The sequence below is a fragment of the Nocardioides humilatus genome (assembly GCF_008373755.1).
GTDB classification, from domain to species: domain Bacteria; phylum Actinomycetota; class Actinomycetes; order Propionibacteriales; family Nocardioidaceae; genus Nocardioides; species Nocardioides humilatus.
On record NZ_VUJV01000111.1, the window covers coordinates 1 to 395 of the forward strand.

Genomic DNA, 395 nt, shown 5'->3' on the forward strand with positions numbered 1-395 from the left:
GGCGGCGTTACGTGCAAAATATTTATATGTTCAATCCGAGGAGTTTCTTGTCGAAGATGAACTCTCCGAGGGCGGCGTGCTTGTCCATCATCTTCTTGAGGGTCGAGGCCTTGCCGGCGAGGTCGCGCTGGCCCTTGTACTGTTCGTCGAGGAATTCCCCGGACAAGTAGTCGACCAGGTGGTAGTCGTTGAAGCTGCTCTCGCAGGTCTTGATGACCTCCCGGATGCTGTTGGTGACGTCACTCTCCAGCTTGAGGGCGTGCTCGAGGGCTGATGCGCCGCTCTCCCACGACGTGTTGGCGGGGGCCCTGTACGTGATGAGGTCGGTTACGGAGCCTGTCAGCTTGCCCCTCATGAGCAGGTAGTCAATGAGCTTGGTCGCGTGCTCGCGTTCT

General features: G+C 58.5%; 1 protein-coding gene. It reads right to left on the reverse strand.

The window, feature by feature from the left end:
• Positions 1-22: 22 nt before the first annotated feature.
• On the reverse strand, positions 23-395 hold a 373-nt coding region (locus F0U44_RS24170; protein WP_188113648.1), incomplete at its 5' end, for a ferritin family protein.